The organism is Gilliamella sp. Choc6-1, assembly GCF_001690385.1.
Taxonomy (GTDB): domain Bacteria; phylum Pseudomonadota; class Gammaproteobacteria; order Enterobacterales; family Orbaceae; genus Gilliamella; species Gilliamella apicola_A.
This window is the reverse complement of record NZ_LZHI01000046.1, coordinates 34,150-56,314: the sequence shown is the minus strand read 5'-3', so window position 1 is coordinate 56,314 and position 22,165 is coordinate 34,150. Positions and strand designations below refer to the sequence as shown.

Annotated in this window: 19 protein-coding genes; 7 read left to right on the top strand and 12 right to left on the bottom strand. The window is 33.4% G+C overall.

Features of this window, described 5'->3' with window-relative positions:
• Nucleotides 1-217: 217 nt before the first annotated feature.
• Entirely contained in the window at nt 218-601 is a 384-nt protein-coding gene (locus A9G36_RS06860; RefSeq protein ID WP_034948279.1) for a RidA family protein, read from the bottom strand.
• A 191-nt stretch (nt 602-792) separates the two neighbouring features.
• Between A9G36_RS06860 and ffh the strand changes: the two genes are divergently transcribed.
• Nucleotides 793-2,160, top strand: a complete 1,368-nt coding sequence (gene ffh, locus A9G36_RS06855) for a signal recognition particle protein (protein ID WP_065568707.1) — start codon at nt 793-795, stop codon at nt 2,158-2,160.
• Between the two features lie 110 nt (nt 2,161-2,270).
• Here ffh and A9G36_RS06850 read toward each other — a convergent pair whose 3' ends face one another.
• Together A9G36_RS06850 and ispB are read right to left on the bottom strand one after the other, a co-directional pair.
• Nucleotides 2,271-3,161, bottom strand: a complete 891-nt coding sequence (locus A9G36_RS06850) for an EamA family transporter (protein ID WP_065568678.1) — start codon at nt 3,159-3,161, stop codon at nt 2,271-2,273.
• 118 nt (nt 3,162-3,279) lie between these two features.
• Entirely contained in the window at nt 3,280-4,266 is a 987-nt protein-coding gene (gene ispB, locus A9G36_RS06845; protein WP_065568679.1) for an octaprenyl diphosphate synthase, read from the bottom strand.
• Nucleotides 4,267-4,424: 158 nt separating this feature from the next.
• Here ispB and A9G36_RS06840 point away from each other — a divergent pair, with 158 nt between their 5' ends.
• Nucleotides 4,425-5,255 (top strand): TonB family protein, encoded by an 831-nt coding sequence (locus A9G36_RS06840; protein ID WP_065568680.1) that lies wholly within the window; start codon nt 4,425-4,427, stop codon nt 5,253-5,255.
• Between the two features lie 71 nt (nt 5,256-5,326).
• On the opposite strand, the gene pepP is transcribed toward A9G36_RS06840, so the two are convergent.
• Nucleotides 5,327-6,631 carry a Xaa-Pro aminopeptidase gene (gene pepP, locus A9G36_RS06835; protein WP_065568681.1) on the bottom strand — a complete coding sequence of 435 codons (1,305 nt, stop codon included), beginning with the start codon at nt 6,629-6,631 and terminating at the stop codon, nt 5,327-5,329.
• 38 nt (nt 6,632-6,669) lie between these two features.
• Nucleotides 6,670-7,212 carry a UPF0149 family protein gene (locus A9G36_RS06830; RefSeq protein WP_065568682.1) on the bottom strand — a complete coding sequence of 181 codons (543 nt, stop codon included), beginning with the start codon at nt 7,210-7,212 and terminating at the stop codon, nt 6,670-6,672.
• 126 nt (nt 7,213-7,338) lie between these two features.
• On the opposite strand from A9G36_RS06830, the gene A9G36_RS06825 reads away from it, so the two are divergent.
• From A9G36_RS06825 to crr, 4 genes are all read left to right on the top strand, one after another.
• Nucleotides 7,339-7,683, top strand: a complete 345-nt coding sequence (locus A9G36_RS06825; protein ID WP_034948299.1) for a hypothetical protein — start codon at nt 7,339-7,341, stop codon at nt 7,681-7,683.
• A 138-nt stretch (nt 7,684-7,821) separates the two neighbouring features.
• Complete coding sequence (gene ptsH / locus A9G36_RS06820; RefSeq protein WP_034948302.1) at nt 7,822-8,079, top strand: phosphocarrier protein Hpr; 258 nt, start codon at nt 7,822-7,824, stop codon at nt 8,077-8,079.
• 52 nt (nt 8,080-8,131) lie between these two features.
• Nucleotides 8,132-9,859 carry a phosphoenolpyruvate-protein phosphotransferase PtsI gene (ptsI, locus tag A9G36_RS06815; RefSeq protein WP_034948306.1) on the top strand — a complete coding sequence of 576 codons (1,728 nt, stop codon included), beginning with the start codon at nt 8,132-8,134 and terminating at the stop codon, nt 9,857-9,859.
• A gap of 9 nt (nt 9,860-9,868) precedes the next feature.
• Entirely contained in the window at nt 9,869-10,372 is a 504-nt protein-coding gene (crr, locus tag A9G36_RS06810) for a PTS glucose transporter subunit IIA (protein ID WP_034948309.1), read from the top strand.
• Nucleotides 10,373-10,456: 84 nt separating this feature from the next.
• Here crr and pgi read toward each other — a convergent pair whose 3' ends face one another.
• From pgi to rne, 7 genes are all read right to left on the bottom strand, one after another.
• The gene (gene pgi / locus A9G36_RS06805) at nt 10,457-12,106 is read right to left on the bottom strand and encodes a glucose-6-phosphate isomerase (RefSeq protein WP_065568683.1); all 1,650 of its coding nucleotides are present in this window, start codon (nt 12,104-12,106) and stop codon (nt 10,457-10,459) included.
• A gap of 1,216 nt (nt 12,107-13,322) precedes the next feature.
• Entirely contained in the window at nt 13,323-14,255 is a 933-nt protein-coding gene (metA, locus tag A9G36_RS06800) for a homoserine O-acetyltransferase MetA (RefSeq protein WP_065585547.1), read from the bottom strand.
• Between the two features lie 179 nt (nt 14,256-14,434).
• Nucleotides 14,435-15,247, bottom strand: coding sequence for a peptide ABC transporter ATP-binding protein (locus tag A9G36_RS06795; RefSeq protein ID WP_034948320.1), 813 nt, complete (start codon nt 15,245-15,247; stop codon nt 14,435-14,437).
• A gap of 15 nt (nt 15,248-15,262) precedes the next feature.
• Nucleotides 15,263-16,261, bottom strand: coding sequence for a peptide ABC transporter ATP-binding protein (locus tag A9G36_RS06790; RefSeq protein ID WP_034948323.1), 999 nt, complete (start codon nt 16,259-16,261; stop codon nt 15,263-15,265).
• Nucleotides 16,262-16,263: 2 nt separating this feature from the next.
• Nucleotides 16,264-17,124: an ABC transporter permease subunit gene (locus tag A9G36_RS06785; protein WP_065568686.1), complete on the bottom strand. Its 861-nt coding sequence runs from the start codon at nt 17,122-17,124 to the stop codon at nt 16,264-16,266.
• Complete coding sequence (locus A9G36_RS06780; protein WP_065568687.1) at nt 17,117-18,052, bottom strand: ABC transporter permease subunit; 936 nt, start codon at nt 18,050-18,052, stop codon at nt 17,117-17,119. Before A9G36_RS06780 ends, A9G36_RS06785 begins: the two co-directional genes overlap by 8 nt.
• A gap of 79 nt (nt 18,053-18,131) precedes the next feature.
• Nucleotides 18,132-20,825: a ribonuclease E gene (gene rne, locus A9G36_RS06775; protein ID WP_065585546.1), complete on the bottom strand. Its 2,694-nt coding sequence runs from the start codon at nt 20,823-20,825 to the stop codon at nt 18,132-18,134.
• A gap of 753 nt (nt 20,826-21,578) precedes the next feature.
• Here rne and syd point away from each other — a divergent pair.
• Nucleotides 21,579-22,112: a SecY-interacting protein gene (gene syd / locus A9G36_RS06770; protein ID WP_065568689.1), complete on the top strand. Its 534-nt coding sequence runs from the start codon at nt 21,579-21,581 to the stop codon at nt 22,110-22,112.
• The last annotated feature ends 53 nt before the right edge of the window (nt 22,113-22,165 follow it).

Below are 22,165 nucleotides of genomic sequence, written 5' to 3'. Positions count from 1 at the left end.
TTTATTGGCAATCAATCATTAAATAACAGCTTAACAATAAATAATTAATTTCATTTTTGGTTAAGAAAATGGCTATATTTTTGATAATAAAAAGTAATAGATAGGATAACTAAAAATGTAACGTGTTTTAACTCGCCTCTTTATACTAAAACATAGGGTTTTTCTGAAACTTTTTGACAAAAATTAGCACCTTTTGGTGCTAATTAGGTAAATAAATTTATTTAGCAGCAATCACTTCTATTTCAACTTTAGCATCTTTAGGAATTCGAGCAACTTGTACGCAAGAACGAGCAGGGAAAGGGGCATTATTTTCAATAAAAAAGGCTTCGTATACCGCATTTACCGAAGTAAAATCATTCATATCGGCTAGAAAAATAGTTGCTTTGACAATATTATTCACTTGATAACCAGCAGTGGTAATAATCGCTTTAACATTTGCTAAACTTTGTTTTGCTTGTTCTTTCACACAACTTGGCATTTCACCGGTAATCGGATCTAAAGGTATTTGTCCTGAAACAAATAACATATTCCCTAAATTTATAGCCTGTACATAAGGACCAATAGCTGCAGGTGCTTTATCAGTATTAATGATGTTTATCATATCAATTCCTCCTTTTATTGCTTTACGCTAGCTTTAGAAAATAAAATAGGTAAAATTTATTAATAATTATCTTGTAACCATTTGAACAGGATCATAATTTAGTGTCAAGGTAGAACAAAATTATGATCATGGGACTTCCGATAATTTTCTGCTATGATAACCAAAATTTTTTATTTTTTACGAGAGTTAATATGTTCGAGAATTTAACCAACCGTTTATCACAGACATTTCGCAATATTAGTGGTCGTGGACGACTATCTGAAGACAATATTAAAGATGCGTTGCGCGATGTGCGTATGGCATTGCTCGAAGCTGATGTTGCCCTGCCAGTGGTTCGTCAATTTATTAATCAAGTTAAAGAAAAAGCCGTTGGATTAGACGTCAGCAAGAGTCTAACTCCAGGGCAAGAATTTATCAAAATAGTTCAAAATGAACTCACTAGCGCAATGGGTGAAGTCAACAGTTCGCTCAATTTGGCAACCCAACCACCTGCTGTTATGTTAATGGCTGGGTTACAAGGTGCTGGTAAAACAACTAGCGTTGCTAAACTGGCTAAATTCCTCAAAGAAAAACAGAAAAAGAAAGTTCTAGTGGTGTCTGCCGATGTTTATCGACCCGCTGCAATTAAACAGTTAGAAACTTTGGCTAAAGCAATTGATGTTGAGTTCTTTCCATCTGATGTTACTGAAAAACCGATCAGTATCGTAAATAAAGCTATTTCTCATGCAAAATTGCAATTCTTTGATGTGCTTATTGTCGATACCGCAGGTCGTTTGCATGTCGATAGCGACATGATGAATGAGATCAAAGCTCTTCATCAAGCCATTAATCCAATCGAAACATTATTTGTGGTTGATGCGATGACAGGACAAGATGCTGCCAATACAGCTAAAGCGTTTAATGATGCATTACCTCTTACTGGGGTAATTTTAACTAAAGTCGATGGCGATGCACGTGGTGGAGCTGCGTTATCAATTCGTCATATTACCGGTAAACCAATTAAATTCCTTGGAATGGGAGAAAAAACCGATGCTTTAGAGCCGTTTTATCCTGATCGCATTGCTTCACGTATTTTAGGTATGGGCGATGTACTATCTTTAATTGAAGAATTACAAAGTAACGTTGATCGCGAAAAAGCCGAGAAAATTGCTAAAAAATTAAAAAAAGGCGATAAGTTCGATTTTAATGACTTTCAAGACCAACTCAAGCAGATGCGTAATATGGGAGGAATGGGGGCTTTGCTAGCTAAATTACCCGGTGTTGGCCAACTTCCAGATCATATTAAAGCACAAATGGATGATAAAATTACCATAAAAATGGAAGCAATCATTGGTTCGATGACATTAAAAGAGCGTGCTAATCCTGAAATCATTAAAGGTTCTCGTAAACGCCGTATTGCCAACGGTTCGGGAACTCAAGTTCAAGATGTTAACAAGCTATTAAAACAGTTTGAAGATATGCAAAAGATGATGAAAAAAATGAAAGGTGGTGGCATGATGAAGATGATGCGCCAAATGAAAGGATTAATGGGTGGAAGTATGGGATTGCCTCCTCGTTAAAGTATCATAAATTCAAATCTTCAATAGGGGTAATATAACTATCACAAGCTTCATATCAACTTTCCAAACAATATCGCACTGATAAACAGTGCGATATTGCTTTTAATCGGTTAATTTTTTTGCTTCGTTTCACTATTTGATTTAATCGGTTTAATCTTTACTGGATAGCTCATCGTAAGTACTGTGCCTATGGATGACATGATAATAAAGGCAATGGCTAACCATTGATTACTAGTTAACTGCTCGTGCAAAACCACTAACCCAGAAAACGCTGCAAAGACAGGAGACAAGCTCATTAATGTACTAAATGTTTGCGCAGGTAACCTTGGTAGTGCAATCATATCTAAGCCATAAGGGATTGCCGATGCCAATAACGAAACAACAAAAATAAGCGGAAGCAATTCCAACGAAAACATTGTACTACCACTTTGCCAAATACCAATAGGAAATAAAAAACAGGCAGCAATAACCGATCCAACTGCTACACTTGATGTCCCATAAATAGTGCAGGCTTTGCGTCCAAATAAAATGTAACATGCCCACCCACTTCCCGCTAACAACGCAAAGAAAATCCCTATAGGATCTAAATTATCTGAAACTTGATAAAGTGGTAAAAGCATAGACAGACCAATAATAGCAATACTTAGCCAAATAAAATCAAGTAGTTTTCGAGATGAGCACATTGCCACCATAATGGGTCCTGTAAGTTCAATAGCGACAGCGACCCCCAGTGGCACTCGTGCAATTGCGTTATAAAACGCTAAATTCATACCACCAATTGAAGTACCATACAAAAAAACATATTTCAATGCCTGTTTTGTCATTGTTTTACGCCATGGTTTAAATATAAGAATCAACATAATGGATGAAAAAAACAATCGCCAAGCCGTCATCCCTTCAGGCCCTAATACAGGAAACAGATATTTAGCAATTGATGCACTGCCTTGTACTGAAATCATCGAAATAAAAATTAATAAAACAGGCAAAGTCCTTTTAAACATAAATAATTACCTTAATTAAAGTTATTGTATATAAAACTGATGACAAGAAGTTTCAGGAAACTTATGTGTTTCAGTATAAAAATATCTGTTCAACAGATTTATTTGCAATATTGATTAATTAGTTTTCCCTTTTTACTGACAATAAGGCAAGATCTTGTAACGCTTGTTTATAAGGCGTATCAGGTAAAATTGCGATAACGTCAAACGCTTTTTGCGCTTCTTTTTGAGCGGTTTGTAACGTAAAATCTAGTGAACCACATTCGTCCATGATGTTTAAAATACGATCTAATAATTGTCGACCATTACCTTGCTCTATTGCTTGGCGTATTAATGCCGCATCTTGGGCGTTTTTTGTGTGGTGCATAGCATGTAAAAGCGGTAGAGTAGGTTTGCCTTCGTTAAGATCATCCCCTAAATTTTTACCTAATTTTTGATTGCTATCAGCGCTATAATCGAGTAGATCATCAATGATTTGAAAGGCTGTACCTAGATATTTTCCATATTCTTGTAGGGCAAGCTCTTGCTCCTCACTAGCTCCAGCTAGGACAGCAGCAGAATGTGATGTTGCTTCAAATAGGCGTGCCGTTTTTCGATAAATTACATCTAAATATTGTTCTTTTGTGATATCTGGATCGTTACAATTAATCAACTGTTGTACTTCGCCTTCAGCTATTACATTGGTTGCAGCCGACATGATCGTCAATACTTTGAACGATCCTGTACGTACCATCATTTGAAAAGAGCGTGTGTAAATATAATCGCCAACTAATACACTAGCGGCATTGCCAAAAAGTGCATTAGCGGTTGATTTGCCTCGGCGTAAATCTGATTCATCAACAACATCATCATGCAATAAGGTGGCGGTATGAATAAATTCGATAAAAGCAGCAGTAATAATATGTTTATCACCTTGGTAGTTGAGTGCTTTGGCTATTAATAATGCGATAACAGGACGTATACGTTTACCACCACTACTAATGATGTAATTGCCTAATTGATTAATTAAAGCCACATCAGAAGTTAGTTCTGCCTGTATTGCCTCATTTACTTTAACTAAATCATGTTTAACAAGATCGAATATTTGATTCATTGATGGATTATTCATCAGACTAACCGCTTAAAAAAATAACAGGTATATTATTAAATATTATCTGATAAATATTATTATGTCACAAGGTTAACTTTATCTTCTTTTAAAAAAGACTACAAATGATAAGCATTTTCATTTAAAATACAAGTCTTAAGTTAAAAATGATATTAGTGATGAAGATTAACTTTGATATAGATATCGGTAATGATAAAGTACCCCAATTACCAGTTCAAATAAAGCAAAAAAATAGCTACCTATTTACTTTGCTTTCTGTATTTTTACATTTATGTCTAATAGTATTATTATTTAGCTCTGCATTTTTTTCCAAAAACATTATGATTGATAATGGGGACAATTCCATTAAGGCCATTATGATCGACTTATCCCAGCTGACAGCACCTAAACAATTATTAGTAGAAAATATACCTGAAATCAAAGGGGCAAAAGACAGCGAGAGAATAGACAACAAACTAATTGAAAAACCAATAATCGAAACTGAAATCGTCAAAGAAAAAAATCTAGAACCTATTACAGAAAAAAAACCTGAAAAATTGGTGGACATTTTAAAAAAAGAAGTGACAATAAAACAAGAAACCAAACCCAAACCGAATCCAAAACAGAAATTATCTCAAAAAGAGTCTTTGCCTCAAGTAAAGCAAGAAATAATTAGTAATAAAATTAAAGAAAACCTTTCTGTAGCCCCTTCTATTGGTAATAACCACCAATATTCGAAGACACCTTCAGCTATTATCCGAAATCAGCCTGAATATCCACGTCGTGCACTTGATTTGCGTTTAGAAGGATATGTAATTGTAATGTTTGATGTTAATAGCAATGGCCGAGTTGAAAATATTCGGATTCTTAAAGCAAAACCAAACAATATCTTTAATCGTTCTGTTATTAATGCTATGAAAACATGGAAATACCAACCTATTATTACAAAAGATTTAAAAACAAAAATTATTTTTAATCGAGATAAATCAATTCAACTGGATAATAGCTAGATTTTACCATAATCAAATATTAATTGGTTAAAGTTAAACCATGTTAGATAAACAATATTAAATTCACAAAATCATCGCCTCATTAAGCTTTCAATTTTTTCTGGATCTTTTGGCACTCCCAACGTTAAAACTTCGTTTCCTGATTCTGTAATTAAAATATTATCTTCAATTCGAACTCCTATTCCTTTATAACACTCTGGTGCTTTAGCACCTTGACTTATATATAAACCGGGCTCGACTGTCAATACCATACCCGGCTCTAAGATACGATCTCTTCCACTACCAACATCATGAACATCCATACCAAGCCAGTGCCCTAAACCATGCATATAAAATGCAGTATAAGCTTTATTAGTAATCAAAGATTCTACATCACCTTTCATAATCCCTAAGTTAACTAAACCTGTAACCATTGTTCTAATCACATGATTATTTACTTCCATAATGGATGTACCTGGTTTGAAAAGTTTAATAGCTTGATATTGGGATGCTAAAACAATGTCATAAATTGCACGTTGAGCTTGATTAAATTTGCCATTAATCGGAAATGTACGAGTAATATCTCCAGCATAATATTGATATTCACAACCCGCGTCAATCAATACCAAATCACCGTCTTTTAATGAATCACCGTTGTTCTCGTAATGTAATATACAACTATTATTTCCTCCTCCAACAATAGTATTGTAAGATGATGATCGAGCACCATGCCAAGCAAATTCATGTAAAATTTCAGCCTCTAATTGATACTCGTATAATTTTGGCTGACATATTTTCATGGCACGTACGTGAGCTTGAGCACTAATCTCACAAGCTTTACGTAACATTGCTATTTCAAAATCAGATTTGAACATGCGCATTTCATGCACAATAGGCCGCCAATCTATTAATTTATTAGGTCCTATTAATTTTGCATCTTGCCGTAGTGTTGTTAGTGCTCGCTTAACGATCCTATCGGCATATTCATACTGCTGGTCTGCATGATAAATACTCGTTTTACCATTTAATATATCTGGTAATATCTTATCAATTTCATCAAAAAGATAAGCTTCATTTACCAAAATGGTATCAAAAGCAGCTTTCTGACCTAAACGATAGCCAGTCCATATTTCCGCCAAAGGATCTTTCTTACGATTAAACAATACACATTTAGGGATGTTATCATTTTGTTTAATGATCAAAAATAAAGCTTCTGGTTCTGAAAAAAATGTAAAATACCAAAAATCACTATTTTGTCGATAAGGATAATAAGTATCATTACTTCGTGTCACTTCAGGAGAAGCAAAAAAAAGTGCCACACTATTAGTTTCCATTTGTGAAAAAAGTTTTTCACGGCGAGAAACGATTTCTGATTTGATATCTATTGGTATCGTCATTATGACCTCAATTAAAATTAATGTTTAACAGATTAGTCTTAATGAATTGTTGGCGTTATATCGGGCTCATTAAATTCGTCAAAACATAATATGGATGTAATACGAACATACTCTTTAATTTCTTCAAATGCGAAACCAAGCTCTTGCTGATCTTCATTTTCATCATATCCTAATTGTACAATTTGACGTAAATCATAAATTGCTTCACCAACTTCGCCTTTAAGGTGATTAATTTTAGGTTGAACAAGCCCAATACCAAGTAAAAAATGATTTACCCAACCTACTAAATCATTAATCTGAGAATAAAGTTCTTTATTGCTAAGAAATAGTTGAAATTCAAAATGCTCATCAAAAAATTGCTGCTTAGTTATATTATAAAGCTGACTAATTTGTTGCTCTAAATATTCTGGCATTTTTTGTCCATTATTTAACATGTCTTCAACTAATGGTCGCCAACTTTCATCATGATTTCCGCCAGCTAAAAGACCTGAGATAAAACCATGTAATTCAGCAGCTGTAATACCTATTTTATATAGGATTAATTGTCGATTAAATTCATCATAATTAGTGGTATCTGTCATTAACTTCACCTTGATTTTGTTAAATCAACAAAAATGCACCCCCTGCACTTTAATTGATTATTAGTATATAATTCATAATTGGCTATAAATAATAAACATGTTACTAAGCTTTATAAAGGAATTATTTTGAATATTGTAAGATTTATCTTGAAATCGCCCATACTTCTTTTGATATTTGCAATATCGTTAACTGCATGTGGCACCTGCTCGCCTAACAAGGGCACCATCATCCTTGATGTAAAGGATAAAACACAAACGTATGTAACCGGTCAAGACCTCCCAAGCCACTACAAATTAGGAAATAGTGAACAAGAACTTCAACGCTTCGAAACCTTCTGTTCTGAAGAAATTCAAGTATCACAGCTTGATGGCAGCGAAGAAACTGTTTTTGAAAATATCAAACATGGCATTCATGGACAAATTGAATTTAAAAACTGCAGTGACAAAGTCACTCGAATTTACCAATATTGATAAAAAAAAACTATCTTTATATTTTAAAACGAATAAGATTAACAGATTGTAAAATATCTATAAAATCTTACTAGCCATTCAAGATGTTTTTATTTATATTGATCAGGCTAATGAAAATATTTTTGGAGTAAAACAATTATGTATAAACAAGATGTAACCATTACTGCACCAAATGGTCTCCATACTCGCCCTGCGGCACAATTCGTAAAAGAAGCTAAAAACTTTAATGCAGAAATTACTGTCACATCAAATGATAAAAGCGCTAGCGCCAAAAGCTTATTTAAATTACAAACACTAGGTTTGACACAAGGCACAACCATTACTATTTCTGCTGAAGGCGAAGATGAAAAAGAAGCAGTCAATCACTTAGTTAAACTACTTCCAGAGTTGGAATAATATCCAAAATGCAATAAAGAACAGATTTAAAATTGAATAAGGATCAAATGTTATGGTATCAGGTATACTTGTTTCCCCGGGTATTGCTTTCGCAAAAGCGCTATTATTAAAAGAAGAACCTATTGTTATTAATAATAGGCAAATTCTTGATAACAAAATTGATGCTGAAATTGAGCGTTTTAAAGAAGCCCGCCAAAAATCAAGCGAGCAATTGAATGCGATCATGGAACGCGCAAAATCCACATTAGGCGAAGATAAAGCCGCTATTTTTGAAGGGCATATCATGCTACTTGAAGATGAGGATCTTGAATTAGAAGTTATTTCGCGTATTAAAAGCAAGCATTCTACCGCTGATGCCGCAGTACAATCTGTATTTGAAACTCAAGCAAAAGAGCTTGAAAATTTAGAAGACGAATATTTAAAAGAGCGCGCAGCTGATATTCGTGATATAGGCAAAAGACTTCTCAAAAATATTTTAGGTATTGAGATTGTGGATTTAAGTGCCATTAGCCAGCCTTGTATTTTGGTTGCGACCGATCTTACACCGTCAGAAACTGCACAATTAAATTTAGATATGGTTTTAGGTTTTATCACTGATGCTGGTGGTCGTACCTCACACACATCAATCATGGCCCGTTCATTAGAAATTCCAGCAATTGTTGGGGCATCTAATGCAACTCAAGCGATCAAACAAGGTGATTTTATTATTTTGGATGCAATAAATAATGCTATTTATATTAATCCAGATCACACCACACAAGAAAAGCTAAAACAAGTCCAAGTTAAATTTATTTCAGACAAAGAAGAATTAGCAAAATTAAAAGATTTGCCAGCTGTAACTCTTGATGGACACCAAGTTGAAATTTGTGCAAACATTGGAACCGTGCGTGATATTGCCGGTGCTGAACGCAATGGTTATGAGGGTATTGGTCTTTACCGTACTGAATTCTTGTTTATGGATCGTGATGCTTACCCAGATGAAGAAGAACAGTTTAAAGCTTATAAAGAAGTAGCTGAATCAACTAATGGTTTATCAGTTATTGTACGTACAATGGATATTGGTGGTGATAAAGATGTACCGTATATGCATTTACCAAAAGAAGAAAATCCATTCTTAGGTTGGCGAGCAATTCGTATCTGTATGGATCGTAAAGAAGTGCTTCATGCACAATTAAAAGCGATTTTACGTGCCTCTGCATTTGGCAAATTACGTATCATGTTCCCAATGATTATTTCGGTTGAAGAAATTCGCATATTAAAAGCTGAAATTAATATTCTTAAAGAACAGTTAAATGCCGAAGGTAAAGCGTTTGATAAAAATATCGAAATCGGTGTAATGATTGAGACACCTGCTGCAGCCGTAATTGCTCATCATTTAGCTAAAGAAGTGGATTTCTTTAGTATTGGAACCAATGATCTAACACAATACACGCTTGCTGTTGACCGTGGTAATGAACTAATTTCTCACCTATATAACCCTCTTTCGCCTTCTGTACTAGCAATGATCAAAAAAGTTATAGATGCTTCCCATAAAGAGGGTAAATGGACAGGTATGTGTGGCGAGCTTGCAGGGGATGAAAGGGCGACAATCTTATTACTTGGCATGGGGCTTGATGAATTTAGTATGAGTGCAGTCTCAATTCCTAAAATTAAGAAATTGATTCGCAATACTAACTTTGAAGAAGCTAAAAAACTAGCCAATACTGCATTAGAAAAAGCAACAGCTAAAGAAGTTATTGATTTAATAGATAATTATACTGCTGAAAAGCAAATTTGTTAGGAGACAATGATGGGATTATTCGATAAAATCAAGCAGTACCTATCCGATGACAATAAAAATAGAATCGAAGTAATCGCACCATTAAGTGGTGAGATTGTCAAAATTGAAGATGTACCTGATGTGGTTTTTGCTGAAAAAATCGTGGGTGATGGTATTGCAATTAAGCCTACGGGTAATAAAATTGTAGCACCATTAAATGGTAAAATAGGTAAAATTTTTGAAACGAACCACGCATTTGCAATCGAATCAGATGAAGGTATTGAACTTTTTGTCCACTTCGGAATTGATACAGTAGAATTAAAAGGTGAAGGCTTTACGCGTATTGCAGAAGAAGGTCAACAAGTTAAAATTGGAGATACTATTATTGAATTTGATTTACCTTTATTAGAAAGTAGAGCAAAATCAGTATTAACACCTGTTGTTATTTCAAATATGGATAGCATTTTGGAGTTAACCAAGCTTACTGGTACCGTTGAAGCAGGTAAAACGCCTGTTATGCGCATTAAAAAATAATTATCTATTGAACTAAAAGCCCTTCAGTATCAACTGAAGGGCTTTTTCATATAAAAATCAACATTACCTGACTAAGAAAATTCACTAACGCCATTTTTTATATTGATTAATCAAATTATTAGTTGAAACATCATGTGAGTTTACAGGTTCATCATCTGCTAATTCGGGTAAAATACGCCCAGCCAGTTGTTTGCCAAGTTCAACACCCCATTGATCAAAACTAAATATATTAAGAATAACTCCTTGAGTAAAAATTTTATGCTCATACATCGCAACTAAGGCACCAAGGGCATAAGGAGTAATTTTTTTCACTAATATTGAATTAGTTGGTCTATTACCTTCAAATACTTTAAATGGTACAACAGACTTCACTTCATCAAGATTTTTTCCTGCAGCTATGAACTCTTGCTCAACCTGTTCTTTTGTTTTACCAAAAGCTAAAGCTTCAGTTTGAGCAAAAAAGTTAGATAATAATTTTGGGTGATGATCTCCAACTGGATTATGGCTTATTGCTGGTGCAATAAAATCACAAGGAATGAGTTTAGTACCTTGGTGAATTAATTGATAAAATGCATGTTGACCATTGGTTCCTGGTTCGCCCCAAATAATTGGGCCTGTTGTGTAAGGTATTTTATTACCGTTGCGATCGATACTTTTACCATTTGACTCCATATTTCCCTGTTGGAAATAAGCTGCAAAACGGTGCATATACTGATCATATGGTAAAATAGCTTCGGTTTCGGCACCACAAAAATTGTTGTACCAAATACCAATTAATGCCAGTAACGTTGGGATATTTTTATCAATTGGTGCGCTTTGGAAGTGCTTATCCATCGCATGACCACCGGCTAAAAATTGTTTGAAGTTATCAAAACCAATTGATAAAACAATCGATAAGCCAATTGCCGACCAAGATGAATAACGTCCACCAACCCAATCCCAAAATTCAAACATATTAGCTGTATCAATACCAAATTTTTCAACTTCTTTAGCATTAGTTGAAAGAGCAACAAAGTGCAAAGCAACTGCTTTATCATCTTTAGCAGCATCAAGTAACCATGCTCGTGCTGTTTGTGCATTTGTCATAGTTTCTTGAGTGGTGAAAGTTTTGGATGCAACCAAAAATAAAGTGGTTTCAGGATTTAAGCCTTTTAACGCTTCAACGATATGTGTGCCATCTACATTTGATACAAAATGCATGTTCAAGTGGTTTTTGTAAGGTCGTAGCGCTTCGGTAATCATTACTGGCCCTAGATCTGAACCACCAATACCAATATTGACCACATCAGTAATGGCTTTACCAGTGTATCCTTTCCATTCACCATTAATGATTTTTTTACTGAATGATTCCATCTTAGCTAAGACAGCGTTAACATCATCCATCACATTCTTACCATCAACATAAATTGGTGTATTTGATACATTACGTAAAGCAACATGCAAAACAGCACGATCTTCAGTACGATTAATTTTCTCACCACTATACATGGCTGTAATTGCATCACTTAGATCACATTCATCAGCAAGTTTATAAAGTATTTCTAACGTTTCTTGCGTGATACGATTTTTGGAAAGATCAACCAAAAATTCATCCTCAAAAAGGATACTGAGTTTCTCAATTCGTTTTGGCTCTTCTTCTAAAATTTGAGCAATGGTTTTATTATGATGCTTTTGGTAACTTACTTGAAGGGATTTCCAAGATGAAGTGTTAATTGGATCGATGGATTTTAACATAACTAATTCCTTAAATAATAACGCACTGTATCCATAATATAACTATGCCTAAAAGGATGCAAGATAAGGATCTTTTATCTGTTCTTACTGAAATGATAGGGTTAATAGCTTAACTAGCCTACTAAGCAACAAACTTTTAATTTATTTTTTAGCCGTTCCTATGTCAAATTGTCTTATGGTTTGGCTTGTAGATATTTAGTACGAAGAAAGGGGGAAACTCTTGTACTAAGTTTAACTAATGTTCTTCATGCAGATTGAATACAAAAAAATCCCTAACATTGCCGGCAGTATTAAATTGCCATATAAAATATAATGCATTTTGCACTGCATCACTGACACCTTACAATAATAGTAAAAGAACTATCGCATACTAAGAATAATGTTTCGTTTGATAATCCAACACCTCATCGACTAATTTAATATTTGAGGGAGAATTTGACACAAACAGCCATTTACAATCAAATTTGCCTTGATACACAACTTGCTAGTTATATTATTAAATAACGTAAAGAATTCATTCGGTAAGTTTTCTTTATTATAAGAAACTATTCTCGATCAAAGATTTCTTTAGATATCAATTTGTGTCGAATCTTTTTATTTAACTGAAATAAATCATTTTTTGAATTTGGTAATAGCCATGAATCAAACTCAAGCTGATTTTGTAATAAAAAAGCATACTCCGTAGTTAAGGCTATTTTAAGTTCATTTATAACTTTGTGGTTATCATGACCATAAACAATTAATATTATGATATAAAAAATTTTTCAAGTATTGAGTATAGCTGCTGACATTTTTCTGATTAACTAACACAATATTAAATCGATTCATCTTAATCTTTATTATAATAAAAATGTTTTCTTAACGCTGATTCTTATAATAATGTTTTAGGAAATTCAACAAAACCATATTTAATTAATGAGCTTTCGTGCGTTGATTATTGCAGATCTTGGCCATTGTGTTTGTTTAACTTATTCTTTATATTCTAATAAGCAATGCATAAAATTAATTACAATATTTTAGGATTAAATTTATACATTGTATGGTTTTATATTAAATGATATTTATAATAGGGCTTATTTTTTCTTTAATCTCAAATGTTTCTTATTTTGGAAATATCTTATTAATATCTTGAAAGTTTTTGTTATTTACTTTTTCAATTGAAAAATTATTCACCATCATGCACAATTAAAGCAAATAATTATCATAATGATTTATTTTAATCATCGATTGTTAAATTACGGGTAGTCAAATCAAATGGTGTTAATTGATAAACATAGTAATTGAGCCAATTACTAAATAATAAATAAGCGTGACTACGCCATGACGCTTTAGGCGACAAACTAGGATTATTATTCGGGAAATAATTTTCAGGGATATCTGGTTGAATACCTGCTTTGAAATCACGAAAATATTCCTTTGCTAAAGTGAAAGAATCGTATTCAGGATGACCTGTCACAAATGCCATGCGCTTATTAGCCGTTGTCATTAGATAAGGACCAGTGACATCTGATTCAGCTAAAATTGTCAAATCAGTATAACTTTTGATTTTATCTATTGGGAAATCAGCATAACGAGAATGAGGTGCTAAAAATAAATCATCAAAGCCACGAGTTAATATAGCATTGGGTTGTGCTAATTGATGCTGATAAACGCCAGATAATTTATTTGAGCGCGTGAATTTTGGTAAATCATATAATATATTCAATGCCGCTTGCACCGCCCAACAAATAAACATGGTTGAAGTTACATGTTCTTTCGCCCATTTGATAATTTCGGTTAATTTAGACCAATAAACCACATCTGAAAATGCGACTTTACCCAATGGAGCGCCTGTAATGATTAAACCATCAAAATTTTGTTCGCAAATATCTTCAAAATCACAATAAAAGCTATTTAAATGCTCGACAGGAGTATTTTTAGATTCGCGTTGGTCTATTCGTAATAACTGAATATTGATTTGTAAAGGAGAGTTAGAAAGCAACCGTAAAAATTGGTTTTCTGTTTCTATTTTTTTAGGCATTAAATTCAAAAAAAGAAGCTTAAGTGGACGAATTTCTTGCATATTTGCACGAGATGAAGTCATAATAAAAACATTTTCTTTACGAAGCACATCAACAGCAGGCAATGAATCAGGAATACAGATAGGCATAAAAACTCCTAATAATCAATAAGCTTTAAAAAAAACAAATAGACGTCTAGAAATCCATATAGCTAAATATAGAGAGTTCTAGATTATTTGTCGAGTTTTTTATTCAATAATTATACAAAATAGTTCAAGATGGCATCATGAGAATGATCAATTAGACTTAGAAAAAGCTATCAAAAATATTAAAAGAACCTAGTATCAGTACGCCAAGTATCAGCAGTAAGAGCTTCACCAAAATAGCTATTGATTAGTTTTTGAGTAATCTCGCTTAATGGCGAAGCCAACACTTCTGCTGTATTACCATATTCAACAAGCTCACCTTTATGCATAACCAAAATCTCGTCACTAATATGTTTCATCATACCAATATCTTGCGTCACATAAACATAAGAAATGTTTTGCTGAGCTTGCAATTTCAACATCAAATTCACAATTTGAGATCGCATCGAAATATCTAATGCAGCTAATGCCTCATCAAGAATAATAACTTTAGGCTTTAAAATTAATGCTCTAGCCAATGCCACACGTTGTTTTTGTCCTGAAGCCATAACAGAAGGATAATAAAAAGCATGTTCTGGCAATAAACCAACTTGTTTTAAAACATCACTAATCAATTTTTCACGTTCAAATGCATTATAACGTGTATTATGCTTTAATGGGATTTCAAGTAATTGACCGATACGAAGCCTTGGATCAAATGAACTTTCAACATGTTGAAAAATCATTCGAATAAGCTGACAGCGATGGCTATAATCGCCATATTCTACTTTAGATCCATCAATCCAAATATCGCCACTATCTGGTTTCACCATGCCAACTAACATTTTTGCTAATGTGGATTTTCCTGAACCATTTTGACCAATAATCGCTAATGTTTTACCTTCATTAAGTGAAAAGGATAAAGATTTAACCGCATCAATACGTAAATGCCCAAAGAATCCTTTAGGAACACTAAATTGTTTAGATAAATTACGTACTTTTAGAATGGGGTTCATGGTGTATTCCTATTGTTATCTGTATTGCTCATCAGTATTTAAAGGAAAATGGCAGGCAACAGAGTGGCCTTTTATCTGATTCAGTTCAGGCGCTAAAATACATTTTTTTTGCGCATATGGACAGCGAGGGCCTAATCGACAACCAATCGGCAAATGTTCTAGTGAAGGGATCACGCCTGGCAAAGTATTTAATGGGCTCTTATGCGGCATGGCTTTACCAAAGTCGGGAATAGCATAAATTAATGCTTGTGTATAAGGATGATATGGTGACTTAATTAAATCTTCACTATCAGCAATTTCAACTGTTTGCCCACAATAAAGCACATTAATACGATCTGTCCATCTTGTTACCATCTGTAAATCATGACTAATGAGTAAAATAGTTGTACCCATATTTTGGTTCATGCTAGCTAGCAGTCTAAAAATTTGTGCTTCTGTTGTTGCTTCCATAGCGTTAGTTGGCTCATCAGCAATAAGAAGTTTAGGTTGATTTGCCAATGCAATTGCTATCATTACTTTTTGACATTCTCCTTCTGTCAATTCAAATGGATAGGACTTTAAAATTTCCTTATGTTCTTTAATTCCAACTCGATGCAGTAACTCTATAGCACGATATTTACGCCAAAAAAATCTTTGCCACCAATGACCTTTAAATGCTCTTCTTGGAATAGCTTCAATTAACTGTTGCCCAATTCTCATAGAAGGGTCTAAACATGATTGTGGTTCTTGGAAAATCATTGATATATTATCACTAATAACTTTACGACGCTGTTTAGGTGTCAATTTTAGAAAATCAATATTATTAAAATGGAAACGATCTGCTGAAATTTTCCAGTTATTATTAGTTGCTCCCAAAATCGCTTTAGCGATTAAACTTTTTCCAGAACCAGACTCCCCGACCAAACCACGAATTTCACCTTCTGATAATTTAAGATTAACTCGATCAATTGCGCGTAAAAGACCATCAGGAGTAATAAACTCAATAGTTAAATTTCGAATATCTAGCAATGCCATAATTAATATCCTTCTTGTCGACCATTTAATCCAAAATTCAATAGGTGAACGAATATAATGGTAGCTGAAATAGCGATTCCAGGAGATAAAAAGGCCAAATAATTAGTATCAATGATATCTTTCATTCTAAACATCATCATACCTAAATCAGGTCGAGAGACATCATTAGCAAAACCTAAAAAAGTGATTGTGGTAATTGCTAAAATAATGGAGCTAAATAATGAGATAATTTCAGTCAAATAAATAGGTAAAATATTATATAAAATATAATGATTTAATATAGAAAATGGCGATAAACCATCCAATCGATAAGCAGTAATATAGGTTTTATTCCATTCTCGACTCACTTTCTGGTGAATATTATAAATAAAACGTGGTGTATAAGATAATCCAATGACAAGCAACATATTAGTTATATTATCTTCTAATAATAGGCTAATCGTAATAACACCGAGTAAAGGAGGAACAACCATAAAAAACCGAAAACTTAAAAGAATAAAAGCTCGCAAAAAAGGAATAAAAAACATTAAATAATTAATTAGTCCACCAATTACTATTACATAAAATACAGTTTTAAGTGTCATTGATATGGTAGATCGATAGCCAATTAACAAATAATCAAAAATATCTTGTCCTTGAGCATTGGTACCCAATATATGATTAATATCACCCTTAGCCCACCAAGCCGGTGGTAAAGAAGCTGCAAAAATAGGCTCAAGGTGTGCATGGAAAAACCATTTTGTCGATAAAGCAACAAATGTTATTGCGACAATACCATAAAATCCAACGAGGGAATAAATGTTGCCATGTAGTTTATTAAAGCTAAATGTTAACCAATTGAATAACTTATTTATCTTATACATGATTTTCCTTATGGCGTAATGGATAAATCATCACAGCTGTAATTTCACCTAATAAAGTTAATAAACTTATTACTGTTCCACATGCCAGAATGGCAATTGAAATAATAAAATAATTATGGTGATAATAAGCACTCATTATCCATTGCCCTAAACCTACTCGGTTAAATAAAATCTCTACTACCATGGTTGAAAACAAGAGTGTTGTTGTATTATAAGTTAGTTGTGGAATCGTAGCTGGAATAGTATTAGGCAATAGGTGACGTCGTAAAATTCTAAATGGCGATCTTTCTCGAATTATTGCCATTTTTATAAAATTTTGCTGCGAAGTATTCTGCACATTTTGACTAACCAGTTGAATAGTCATAATACTTGGTTGAATAGACAAAATAAATATTGGTAATAATAGATAATGCAACTGCGCTAACAATACAGCTATTTTATCTACTCTTGATGAGAGTAAAATTTTCAACAATGATGAACCTGATACAGAAACTAATGATGATACATTAAAATTGATTAATACTGACCAAGTTGGTGATAATAAAAACATTACCATAACAACAAGTAATACTATGGGGCATGAGTAAAGCAAAAGGCATATTAATCTAATAACATTATTTAACCAATTAATTCTACTTAACCCTAAAAAAATTCCCAAAGGTAGCCCAACAATTAGTGTAACCATTAAAGCTAAAATACAAAGCTCAAATGTGGCAGCTAAAGTATGAAAAAAAGGGACTGTTTCACCAGATAATAAAGTAAATTGTCCCTGAAATAGTTGTTTAAAAAAGTTTCTATAAGCTTCAACAAAACTTAAATCATTAAATAATGAATGGGGAGAAAAATAAACAAGACAAAAACTAATCTGAGCTAGCACGCAGATAATAAATAAAAAAGCTACTATTTTTTTGAAAATATAGATAATCATTGTTTATTTTTATCGTTGTCATCAACTCAAATATAAACAGTAGTGACCTAATAGCCACTACTGCAGTTCTATATCAATTTTATTCTGAAGGGTATGACGGCTTACTTGCCTTTGCATAGGCATGATTCTCTGCATTTAAGCCACCTGCATTCCCTTTACCTTCAAATTGATAATCCGACTCTTCGCGTAACTTTATACCAATCTTCTCGGTAACTGATTGTGGTGCTGGTGCCTTTTTCATAACAGAAGAAGAGTAACCTACTGGTTGCTCGACCTTTGTTGCTATATCACTATTGTTTTCATTGAGAATATTATCACTCATCGTAAATACGGTATTAGTAGATGAATGCTCATGTAAAACTTCATCAATAACCGATGTTTGTTTTGTTATATCCGCATTATAGGTTATCACTTCATCTTTAATAATAACTGGCAATAAAAGCGAAGGAATAATAGGTACAACGTCATTTGGCATATCATGATTAACATGACTGTAGTCAATGGCTACTCTTCCTAAAGCCAATTCTAATGATGCCGCCGCAAATGATAACGGCATTGGCGATTGTTTAAGAGATGTATTTCGTACACGCCGTTTGCTGCGCGGACCATTCATTCTTAAATGTCTAGAAGTTCGTCGTTGGCGTTTTGGTTGTGACTCTGGAATAACATCACATTCAGTTTGCTCAGAAACAATAACTGGCAATAACAATGACGGAATAATAACCCGCTGTTTGTCATTTTTTGTCATGGCTGCTTCGAGATTTTTAACACGTATACTTTTTGTTAAAGTACGTTGTTGACGTCTTGGTTTGACCTCTCGTTGCTTCGATTGTGTCATTTCAATAACGGATTTTTCTGCTTTAACATTATTTACGCCAATTGATGAAGTAGCGCTATTATTTTGTTTAGCTCGACGACTATTATTTCGAGTTGGCTCTTTTATATCATCAGTTATCACATTATGACTGTTAGTCGCCGCAGCATTGCTATTTCTATTATTACGTTGTCGTCGATTATTTGAACGTTGATTATCGCGTCTTTTACTTGGCAATGGTTTAATTTCTGGCTCAGGCTCATATTTTTCGGATACAAACAGTTTACGAATCTTGCTAAATAACTCACCAAATAAACTTCCTGACTTTTCGGCTTTTACCTCAATCTTTTCTTTTTGTATGGTGCAAGCTTCAACTTTTGGTCCTGACAATACCGCTTGTTCAACAACCACTTCTGCAACTTGATCTTCTTCCTGTTCTTCAAGTTCGCGAATCAACTTTGGAAGATTATAACTTAATACGTCTGTTTCTTCACCTGCTCGTTTACGAATCACTTTATAAAGTGGTGTTTCCATTTCTTCATCGCCAGCTATCACAATTTTGACATCAGGGTGCATTCTTTCAATATTGGTAATTGCACGACGTTTTTCATTAAGTAAGTAACTCGCTATTGGTACAGGAACGATAACATCAATCTGAACTGTATTGTCTTTCATCGCTTCTTCTTGAATTAACCGCAAGATAGAAAGCGATAATGAATTATTATCGCGAACCGTACCTGTTCCTTGACAACGAGGACAAATATGATGCGTTGCTTCACGTAGTGAAGGACTTAAACGCTGGCGAGACATTTCAAGCAAGCCGAATCGTGAAATTCTCGTTGTTTGAATTCGTGCGCGGTCTGTTTTCATTGCTTCTTTTAAGCGATTTTCTACTTCTCGCTGATTGCGAATTGGCGTCATATCAATAAAATCGATAACAATTAAACCACCTAAGTCGCGTAAGCGTAATTGCCGAGCAATTTCTTCTGCAGCTTCGAGATTAGTGTTAAAGGCAGTTTCCTCTATATCACTACCACGGATAGATTTTGCTGAATTAATATCAATCGCAGTTAATGCTTCGGTCGCATCAATAACAATTGAACCTCCTGATGGTAAACGTACTTCACGTTGGAATGCTGATTCAATTTGACCTTCGATTTGAAAATGATTAAATAACGGCACATCACCCTCATAAAGTTTAAGGCGATTGACGTATTCAACCCTTCCTAAATCAGCTAAGCGTTTTTTAGCTATTTCTAATACCTTTGGATTGTCGATTAAAATATCACCAACATCATCACGTAAATAATCACGGAAAGCTCGAGTAATAATATCACTTTCTTTATGAATCAAGCTTGGAGCTGAATGATTTTTTGCTTCATTTTGAATTGCTGTCCAATAGTTTACTAAAGCATTTAAATCCTGTTGTAGTTCTTCTTGGGTTTTACCAACCCCCGCTGTTCTAGCTATAACTCCCATGCCCTTTGGTTTTTCAATAGCATCAATAATTCGCTTTAAATCTGCACGATCTTCGCCTTCAATCCGGCGAGAAACACCGCCAGCACGAGGATCATTGGGCATCAATACTAAATAGCTACCTGCCAAACTGATATAAGTAGTTAACGCCGCACCTTTTTTTCCTCGAATTTCTTTTTCAATTTGAATAAGTACTTCTTGGCCTTCATGTAGATGTTTGATAGTACGACGCCCTGTCATATTAGATGGGAAGTAGTTATCAGCAATTTCTTTTAGAGGTAAAAAACCATCTCGTTCTCCGCCATAAGAAACAAAAGCAGCTTCTAAACTTGGATTAATTTTGGTAATTTTGCCTTTATAAATATTGGCTTTCTTTTGCTCATGCCCAAGGCTTTCTATATCTAAATCGTATAAGCGTTGACCATCAACAAGCGCAACACGGAGTTCTTCTTGCTGGGTTGCGTTGATTAGCATTCTTTTCATTATTCTACACTCTTGATTAATCTTAATTAACTGTAGGTAGAATTCTATTATTAGTAGGCTGTTTATTTTAACAATAATAACAAACGATACTAAACAAGATATTTTTAAACGGTATTCATTATTTTATTTATGTTTTTTTAGTTATTATTTTATGTGAATCCGATATCGTTTACACAATATCAACCCATATTCAGTTACTATGTAAAATTCGAAACATTTGTCTGTTTTTTCGAATCAATACTAAGCACCTATTTAATTGATATTATTTCCATATTAATTTGCAAAATCTTGTAGTTAACTGATTTTCGCAAACATTCTAACTTTATATATGATTGTTAAAAATAAACATATTATCTAATTATAACGATTCTACATACGCTATTTATTTTTTAAAAAATTGTAATGTCTAACGCCATTGCTGCATTACAAGGATAAAATTACCCGTCTTTATTATTCACGTTTCCGCTAAGGATAGCAAGAAAATTAAACTTACCATTTTATAAATAGTTAGATAATGATTTTTTATAGTATTAAAATTAATTTAGCTATATTATCAAAAACAAATTTTATCTATTTGAAACATTAAACTAAAACATCAGATAAAGCTAAAAATATCTCTACAAACTTTTATTTGATTATTAGAATAATTAACAAAAATTATATATCAAAACAATAGTGCATATATTAGCTAAACCAGTATAATAATTGATATATGATAATATTTTTATAAAATTAAGAGATTAAATTAGTTTTATGGATTCAGTTGATAAAAATGCATTAATTGATTTCACTGCTCGTTGGCTGAGTCAGTTTGAGTATGCACCACAAAGCGAAGAACTCCATGCCATGTCTTCACCCTGTATTTTAAAGACCGATCAATTAACTGTGTTTTGGAGACCTTTCTTATTAAATCCGCCTAGAGATCTAACAGTCGTTGAAAAAATTGTTGGTATCACGTTACAACCAAACGCACACGTTTTTTATGGAACTCAGTACGCAGGCAATATGTCAGCAAAGTTTGCTGATATCAATTTAACACTAATACAAGCTTGGAATGACGATGATTTTTCAAATTTAGAACAACATTTAATTGCTCATTTATCTCAGCAAAAAAGATTAAAACGTTTCCCGACTATTTTTATAGCAACAACCGATGAAGATACAACTATAATTGCATTAAACAACCTCACAAATCAAATTGTAAAAGAAGATTTAATAACAGGGCAAATTATAACTTTAGCTGATGATTTGATGTCATTTTTAGACAAACTCATTGTACGTAACTAAAAAATGATCTGTGAAAAGATTAAATTATCAGCTAAATCTTTTTGGTAAAATTC

Bases quoted from the DNA above. Each gene is read 5' to 3' on its own strand.
- A9G36_RS06795 (WP_034948320.1), bottom strand. From the start codon at position 15,247: ATGAACCCCATTCTAAAAGTACGTAATTTATCTAAACAATTTAGTGTT.
- pepP (WP_065568681.1), bottom strand. From the start codon at position 6,631: ATGACGATACCAATAGATATCAAATCAGAAATCGTTTCTCGCCGTGAA.
- A9G36_RS06860 (WP_034948279.1), bottom strand. From the start codon at position 601: ATGATAAACATCATTAATACTGATAAAGCACCTGCAGCTATTGGTCCT.
- ptsH (WP_034948302.1), top strand. From the start codon at position 7,822: ATGTATAAACAAGATGTAACCATTACTGCACCAAATGGTCTCCATACT.
- A9G36_RS06840 (WP_065568680.1), top strand. From the start codon at position 4,425: ATGAAGATTAACTTTGATATAGATATCGGTAATGATAAAGTACCCCAA.
- crr (WP_034948309.1), top strand. From the start codon at position 9,869: ATGGGATTATTCGATAAAATCAAGCAGTACCTATCCGATGACAATAAA.
- ptsI (WP_034948306.1), top strand. From the start codon at position 8,132: ATGGTATCAGGTATACTTGTTTCCCCGGGTATTGCTTTCGCAAAAGCG.
- rne (WP_065585546.1), bottom strand. From the start codon at position 20,825: ATGAAAAGAATGCTAATCAACGCAACCCAGCAAGAAGAACTCCGTGTT.
- syd (WP_065568689.1), top strand. From the start codon at position 21,579: ATGGATTCAGTTGATAAAAATGCATTAATTGATTTCACTGCTCGTTGG.
- ffh (WP_065568707.1), top strand. From the start codon at position 793: ATGTTCGAGAATTTAACCAACCGTTTATCACAGACATTTCGCAATATT.
- A9G36_RS06850 (WP_065568678.1), bottom strand. From the start codon at position 3,161: ATGTTTAAAAGGACTTTGCCTGTTTTATTAATTTTTATTTCGATGATT.
- ispB (WP_065568679.1), bottom strand. From the start codon at position 4,266: ATGAATAATCCATCAATGAATCAAATATTCGATCTTGTTAAACATGAT.
- A9G36_RS06830 (WP_065568682.1), bottom strand. From the start codon at position 7,212: ATGACAGATACCACTAATTATGATGAATTTAATCGACAATTAATCCTA.
- A9G36_RS06785 (WP_065568686.1), bottom strand. From the start codon at position 17,124: ATGTATAAGATAAATAAGTTATTCAATTGGTTAACATTTAGCTTTAAT.
- A9G36_RS06790 (WP_034948323.1), bottom strand. From the start codon at position 16,261: ATGGCATTGCTAGATATTCGAAATTTAACTATTGAGTTTATTACTCCT.
- pgi (WP_065568683.1), bottom strand. From the start codon at position 12,106: ATGTTAAAATCCATCGATCCAATTAACACTTCATCTTGGAAATCCCTT.
- metA (WP_065585547.1), bottom strand. From the start codon at position 14,255: ATGCCTATCTGTATTCCTGATTCATTGCCTGCTGTTGATGTGCTTCGT.
- A9G36_RS06780 (WP_065568687.1), bottom strand. From the start codon at position 18,052: ATGATTATCTATATTTTCAAAAAAATAGTAGCTTTTTTATTTATTATC.